The organism is Catenulispora sp. GAS73 (assembly GCF_041262085.1).
In the GTDB taxonomy this organism is placed as follows: domain Bacteria; phylum Actinomycetota; class Actinomycetes; order Streptomycetales; family Catenulisporaceae; genus Catenulispora.
Window position 1 is genome coordinate 20776 of the sequence record NZ_JBGCCM010000069.1, and the last position, 6856, is coordinate 27631.

Genomic DNA, 6856 nt, shown 5'->3' on the forward strand with positions numbered 1-6856 from the left:
TCTCTATCACGGCCGACAGGAACGCCTACCGCCCCGGCTTCGCCGTGCTCTCCCGCACCGTCAGCCGCGGCGTCGCCGCCTTGATGTCGCCGACCGTCCCGGGCTCCTCCACGATCCGCATCAGCGCCTCGGCGACCTGCACGCCCAGCGCGTGCGTGTCCCGCGACAGCGCTGTGATCTTCGGATGCACCACCCGCGTCAGCACCGAGTCGTCGAACGACACGATCGACAGCTCGGCCGGCACCCGAACGCCCATCTCGGTCGCCACCCCGAGCCCGGCGACCGCCATCAGGTCGCTGTCGTACACGATCGCGGTCGGCGCGTCCGGCTGGGACAGCAGCCGCCGGGTCACCGCCGCGCCCTCGCCGTCGCTGAAGTCCGTCGGCACCGACTGGGTGTCGGCCAGCCCCAGCTGCCCGGCCGCGTCCTTCAGGGCCCTGATGCGCCGCTGGGTGTGCTGGAACGCCGGGGTGCCCGCGACGTGCGCGATCCGGGTGTGGCCGAGCGCGGCCAAGTAGCGCACCGTCTCCAGCATCGCCTCCCGGTCGTCGGCCCAGACCGTCGGCAGGTCGCCGTGCTTGCCGTGGCCGCCGAGCACTATCGCCGGCACGCCGAGCCCCTCCACGGCGGCGATCCGCGGGTCCTTGGTCTGCGGGTCCACGATCAGCAGCCCGTCCACCCGCTGCTCGCCGGCCCAGCGCCGGTAGACCGCCAGCTCGGCGTCGGTGTCGTCGACGACCTGGAGCAGCAGCGCCACCGAGCGCGCCGACAGTACCGACTGCATGCCGTAGATGAGCTGCGCGTAGAACGGCTCGGCGCCGAGCGTCCGGGTCGGCCGCGCCAGCACCAGCCCGACCGCGCCGGCCGGCGCCCCGCCGAGGGCCCGCGCGGCGCTGTGCGGGTGCCAGTTCATCCGTTCGGCGGCTTGAAGGATCCGCGCGCGGGTAGCCTCACTGACACCGGGGCGTCCGTTGAGCGCGAAGGAGACCGCGCTCGGCGACACCCCGACCTCGCGGGCGATGTCGGCGATGGTGAGCCGGGTCTTGTTCTTTCCGGCGATCGCCGCCCGTCCGTAACCCGAGGCGGCGCCGGCGGCACCAGGCTTGTTGACACCGCTGCCAGAGGTGGGCATTAATGACTCCCAGCTGCTTTAGCGCTTTAGTTGCTCGTTCGGGTGGGGTTTCAAGGAGGGGCCGTGACCGTCCAGATCAAGTCCGTGGACTCGACGGAGCTTTTCCTCGGATCCGGTGCGGAACCGCGTCAAGTCCTACGGGTCGTGATCCAGCGGGCCGTCACCGACGGTGCCGTGACTGTATCGCTTCTCGCTCTGAAGGCGCGAGCAACCTGCGAAGTCTCCCCCGGAGACGGTGAGGCCGTCGTCGAGCTGCCGATGGAAATCGACGCCGACGTGGCTCCCGGCCAAACCCTGGCCGCAGAACTGCGGCTGCTCGGCGCGGACGGCGAGACCCACGCTGAGCAGCCGGTCAGCATCACCGTGGCCGAACCCGGCTGGACCATGTACCTGGTCTCCCACTTCCACTACGACCCCGTCTGGTGGAACACGCAGGCCGGCTACACCCAGACCTGGGAACTGCAGGGCAACGACGGCACCACGCGCCCGGTCTGGGAGAACAACGCGTTCCATCTCGTCAAAGCCCACCTGGATCTCGCCGCCGCCGACCCCGACTACAGCTTCGTGCTGGCCGAGGTCGACTACCTGAAGCCGTTCTGGGACGTGTACCCGCAGTATCGCGCGCTTCTCCGGGAACTGATATCCACCGGCCGGGTGGAAGTGATGGGCGGTACCTACAACGAGCCCAACACCAACCTCACCGGCCTGGAGACCACGATCCGCAACCTGGTCTACGGCGTCGGCTACCAGCGCGACATCATGGGCGCCGACCCGCGGACCGCCTGGCAGCTGGACGTCTTCGGCCACGACCCGCAGTTCCCCGGCCTGGTCGCCGACGCCGGCCTGAGCTCCACGTCGTGGGCCCGCGGGCCGTACCACCAGTGGGGTCCGATGCTGACGAAGTTCGACGGGGTGCAGGGCGACGTCAAGAACATGCAGTTCCCGGCCGAGTTCGAGTGGATCTCGCCGTCCGGCCGGGGCGTGATCACGCACTACATGCCGAACCACTACTCGGCCGGCTGGTGGATGGACTCCTCGGCGACGCTCCAGGAGGCCGAGGAGAAGGTGTACGAGCTCTTCCTCGGGCTCAAGCAGGCCGCCGCCACGCGCAACACGCTGCTGCCGGTCGGGACCGACTACACCCCGCCGAACAAGTGGGTCACCGCGATCCACCGGGACTGGAACGAGCGCTACGTCTGGCCGCGCTTCGTCACCGGCCTGCCGAGGGACTTCTTCGCGGCGGTGCACGCCGAACTCGCCGAACGCGGCGTCCGGCCGAGCCCGCAGACCCGCGACATGAACCCGGTCTACACCGGCAAGGACGTGTCGTACATCGACACCAAGCAGGCGCAGCGCGCGGCGGAGACGGCAGCCGCCGACGCCGAGAAGCTGGCCACGTTCGCCTCGCTGCTGGGTTACGGCCGGTACCCGAGCGCCGCGCTGGACAAGGTGTGGCGGCAGCTGGCGTACGGCGCGCACCACGACGCGATCACCGGCTCGGAGTCCGACCAGGTCTACATCGACCTGGTGGCCGGCTGGCGCGAGGCGCACGACCTGGCCGCCGAGGCCCGGGACGCGGCGCTGGAAGCGATCTTCCGCAACGTCGAGACCTACGGCGGCGCCGGGAACGGGACCGTCGGGGTGTTCAACACCCTGGCGTTCGAGCGGACCGACGTGGTCCGGGCGGCGGTGCGGCTGCCGGAGGGCATCGACGTCGGCGGCCTGCGGCTGGTCGACGACGCCGGAGGCGCGGTGCCGTTCGTCGTCGAGGCGCACGACGGGCCGCATGTCGAGGTCGCCTTCATCGCGGCCGGAGTACCGGGGATGGGCTGGCGCAGCTGGCACGTCGAGTTCGGGACCGGGACGGACGTCCCGACCTGGCGGGAGATCGCCGAACCCGCGGCGTCGATCGCCAACGAGTACTTCGAGATCTCGGCGGATCCGGCGCGCGGCGGCGGCCTGGCGAGCATCGTCGAGCTGGCCACCGGGCGGCAGCTGCTCATGCCCGGCGAGATCGGCAACGAACTGCGGGTCAGCGAGGAGTACCCGCAGCACCCCGAGTTCGGCGAGGGCCCCTGGCACCTGGTCCCGAACGGCACCGTCACCGGCTCGGCCGCCGCGGCCGCCACGTCGGTGCGGGTCGAGGAGTCGCCGCTGGGTCGGCGGTACGTCGTCACCGGGACCGTCGGCGACGTCGACTACGAGCAGCGCGTCACGCTCTGGCACGGCCTGGACCGCGTCGACTTCCGCACCCGGGTCCTGGACTTCACCGGTGCCGACCGGCTGCTGCGCGTGAAGTTCCCGTGCGATGTATCCGGCGCGCGTCCGGTGTCCGAGGTGGCCGGCGCGGTGATCGGCCGCGGCTTCGCGCTGCCCGACTCGGACGTGGCGGTCGCACCCTGGACCCTGGACAACCCGGCGAACACCTTCTTCGCCCTCGGCAGCACCGCGACGCTGAGTCTGCGTGACCTCGACGAGGCCGCCCTCGGGCGCGTCGCGATCTCGGTCGCCGAGGTCGTCGCCGACGACCTGGACCGGCACGCCGAGGCGGTGCGCGAGCTCGTGGTCGCGCTGGCGCGCGTCGGCGTCACCGCGACCACCACGACCGCTGAGGGCGCGCGGTACGGCTGGCTGCACGTCGACTCCAACCTCCCCGACATCCGCGTCGTGATCGGCGGCCCGGACAGCAACCCGCTGGCCGCCGAGATCTTCGAACACTGCGATCCCACGCTGCGGCAGGAGTTTGAAGGGCTGCTGAAGAACGAAGGGTGCGTCCGCTTCTTCATTCCGGCCCGGACGCCGGTCGAGAAGGCGTGGGTGCCGAACGCCGACCTGCGGGACGTGCGGGCCCTGCCGGTGCTGATCATCGCGGGGGAGCGGCCGGAGGACACCGCGCAAGGCGTCCGTGAGGCGGCGGCTGCTTTCGCGGCGGACACCACGCTCGCCGCGGTCACCGCCGACCCGGCCGACACGACGCTGCTCGACGACCACACCGTCGGCCTGATCAACACCGGCCTGCCCGGCTTCGCCGTCGACCCGTCGGGCGCGCTGCACCTGTCGCTGATGCGGTCGTGCACCGGCTGGCCGTCGGGCGTGTGGCTGGACCCGCCGCTGCGGCGCGCGCCGGACGGCTCGGCGTTCCAGCTGCAGCACTGGACGCACGACTTCGACTACGCGCTGGTGAGCGGCGCGGGGGACTGGCGCTCGCTGGGGCTGGTGGCGTCCGGGGCGGCGTTCTCGGCACCGATGCTGACGCACCAGGAGGCGGCGCACCGCGGGCCGCTGCCGGGGCGGCACTCGCTGCTGACGGTCACGCCGGAGGGCGCGGCGCAGGTGACGGCGGTGAAGCCGGCCGGGAACCCGGAGTCGGTGGGCTCGGGGCTGGAGGCGTCGCCGGAGCTGGGCTTCATGGTGCGGCTGGTCGAGGCGAAGGGCACCGGCGGGACGGTCGCGGTGCGCAGCCCGCTCGGGGTGCTCTCCAGCGACCGCGCCGACCTGCTGGAGGAGTGCGGACTGCGCTGCGAGGTGCGGGCGGCGGGTTCGGTGGAGCTGGCCGGGTCGCAGATCTCGACGGCGATCCTGGTGCCGGCGCAGGGCTCGGGTTCGTCGGCCTCGGCCCCGGTGCTGGGCCGCGCGGCGGAGCCGGCGCAGCCGGTGTATTCGCGGTACTGGCTGCACAACCGTGGGCCGGCTCCGATGGGGTTCCTGCCGGTGTCGGTGGCTGCCACGCCGACGGTGCTGCACGGTTCCGGCGAGGTTTCTATCGCGGTGGCGAGTCAGTACACGGACACGACGTTCGAGGGGATGCTGACGGTTGTCGCGCCTGAGGGGTGGCGCGTGGAGCCGGAGTCGCGTCCGGTGGCGCTGGAGCCCGGCGGACACACCGTGTTTCCGTTGACAGTGACGCCTTCGGGGGCGGCTGCGGCGGCGCCGGGGATGTACTTCGTGCGGGTGCAGTTGGCGGTGGGGGGTTCGGCGGGGGAGTCGGTGGTCGAGGACGTGATCAGCGTCCTGATCGACGCGCCGGAGTACGCGCCGCCGGCGACGTCGCCCGAGACCGAGATCGAGCTCGGGGTGCAGACTCAGGGGACGAAGAGCGAGACGGCGCGTCCGACGGGCTTGGAGATCACTTCGCTCACGCCGGCCGCCGGCCTGACCTTGTCGCGGGGCGAGCGCGCCACGCTGCGCGTCGGCTTGAGGAACACGACGCGCGGACGCATCGACGGCGAGGCGATGCCGGTCAGTCCTTGGGGGACGTGGGACTTCATCGGGCCCTACGCCGCGGCGTTCAGCGTCGAGGCGGGGGCCGAGGCCTCGGTCGAGTTCGAGGTGTCAATTCCCGCCACCGCCGAGCCCGGGCACTGGTGGGCCTTGGTGAAGCTGATGTGGTTCGGCCGCGCACAGTACACGGCGGCGGTGCCCGTGGTGGTGCGGTGACGCACTCGCACCCGCACTCGCACCACAGCGATGCCGCAGCTGCTGCGGAAGTACAGCGCGAGGCGACGGTCATCGGCTGGGTCGATGGCACCGCGATCCCGCGCGAGCTTCTGGACGCGCGCGTGCGGGAGCTGCGTGCGGGCCGGCTCGCGGCGCGGCTGCCGGTGGCTGGGAGCAAGGAGGACCGGCAGTTTCTGCGGTGGACGGCGCAGGTGCTGCTGACGGAGGAGCTTTGCTGGGTCGAGCTGGCGCGGCTTCAGCCCGGCTCTGAGTCTCCTGCAAAGGCTGCCGAGAGATCTGCACCGGCCGGCGCTGCTGCTTCGGATTCTGCGGCGATAGCAGCGCCTCGGCCGCTGACTCAAGCGGCATCTCTCCACCTGGGCTCCATCAACGCGGCAGTCTGGACGTCGACTCCGGCGATGTCAGCGCTCTACGACATCGTCACCGAGCCCTCGCTCCCCGCCACGCGCGGCACTGGCACGCGCACCTGGTACCGCGTCACCCACGCCGTCGCCGCCACCGCACTCGACGCGGCGACCACCGCCCCGACCTCCCTCGGCTGGACGACCCTCGACGACCTCCCAGCCCCCCTCGCCGCCGAGCTCCGCACCCGCGCGCCCGGAACGCGCGTCGGCCCGGTCCGCACCGGCCTCGGCTGGCACTTCGCCACCGTCACCGCCATCGAACCGCGCCCCCTCCACCCCACCCAGCCCGCCGACCCCACCGACCCGGCGCGCCTGACCACCTTCAACCGCTGGCTCGACCAACGCCGCCGCGCCCTCATCACGCACGCCCCCGGCTTCGAGCACCCCGGCGACCCCACCCAGCCCGACAACACCCACCGGCACTAGGGCGAGGCTTCGACTGCCGCCCGGTTGGCTCGCTCGTGCAGCTGGTTTGTTGGTTTTAAGAGCTTTTTCGGCGCTGCTGGCCTGTGTGTGGGTGTTGGTGGCGGGTGCGGTTTGTTTGTGGGTTGACAGTCAAGGGCGTTTTTTGACGGCTTCGCGTGGGTTTAAGAAGGATCCGCTGGGTGGCGCAGTTCGGTGGTGTGCCTGGCGTGGCGTTGGCGGCTGGCGGTGTTCGTGTTCACGACCGCGCGCAGGTCCGAGTCACTGCGCACACGTCGCATAGGCGGCAATCGTCGGGCGTGGTGGGCACCTGAAGTCAAGAGCAGGCGCCTCCGGCGGGGGCGCTCCAGGCTCTGAGCTTGTTCTTTAACCTCGGCATGATCATTTCATGTCGGGGTTTCTCATTGCCCTGACAAGGCGGCGGCCTTGCCGTGATGCT

The 6856-nt window shown here is 71.4% G+C and carries 3 protein-coding genes; 2 read left to right on the forward strand and 1 reads right to left on the reverse strand.

The window, feature by feature from the left end; all coding sequences use genetic code 11:
• Window positions 1–25 precede the first annotated feature (25 nt).
• Complete coding sequence (locus tag ABH935_RS49645) at window positions 26–1132, reverse strand: LacI family DNA-binding transcriptional regulator (protein ID WP_370385009.1); 1107 nt, start codon at window positions 1130–1132, stop codon at window positions 26–28.
• Window positions 1133–1195: 63 nt separating this feature from the next.
• Here ABH935_RS49645 and ABH935_RS49650 point away from each other — a divergent pair, with 63 nt between their 5' ends.
• Window positions 1196–5569: an NEW3 domain-containing protein gene (locus ABH935_RS49650; RefSeq protein ID WP_370385010.1), complete on the forward strand. Its 4374-nt coding sequence runs from the start codon at window positions 1196–1198 to the stop codon at window positions 5567–5569.
• Window positions 5566–6420 carry a peptidylprolyl isomerase gene (locus ABH935_RS49655; protein ID WP_370385011.1) on the forward strand — a complete coding sequence of 285 codons (855 nt, stop codon included), beginning with the start codon at window positions 5566–5568 and terminating at the stop codon, window positions 6418–6420. The genes ABH935_RS49650 and ABH935_RS49655 overlap by 4 nt, the downstream gene beginning before the upstream one ends.
• Window positions 6421–6856 lie beyond the last annotated feature (436 nt).

Bases quoted from the DNA above. Each gene is read 5' to 3' on its own strand.
- ABH935_RS49645 (WP_370385009.1), bottom strand. From the start codon at position 1,132: ATGCCCACCTCTGGCAGCGGTGTCAACAAGCCTGGTGCCGCCGGCGCC.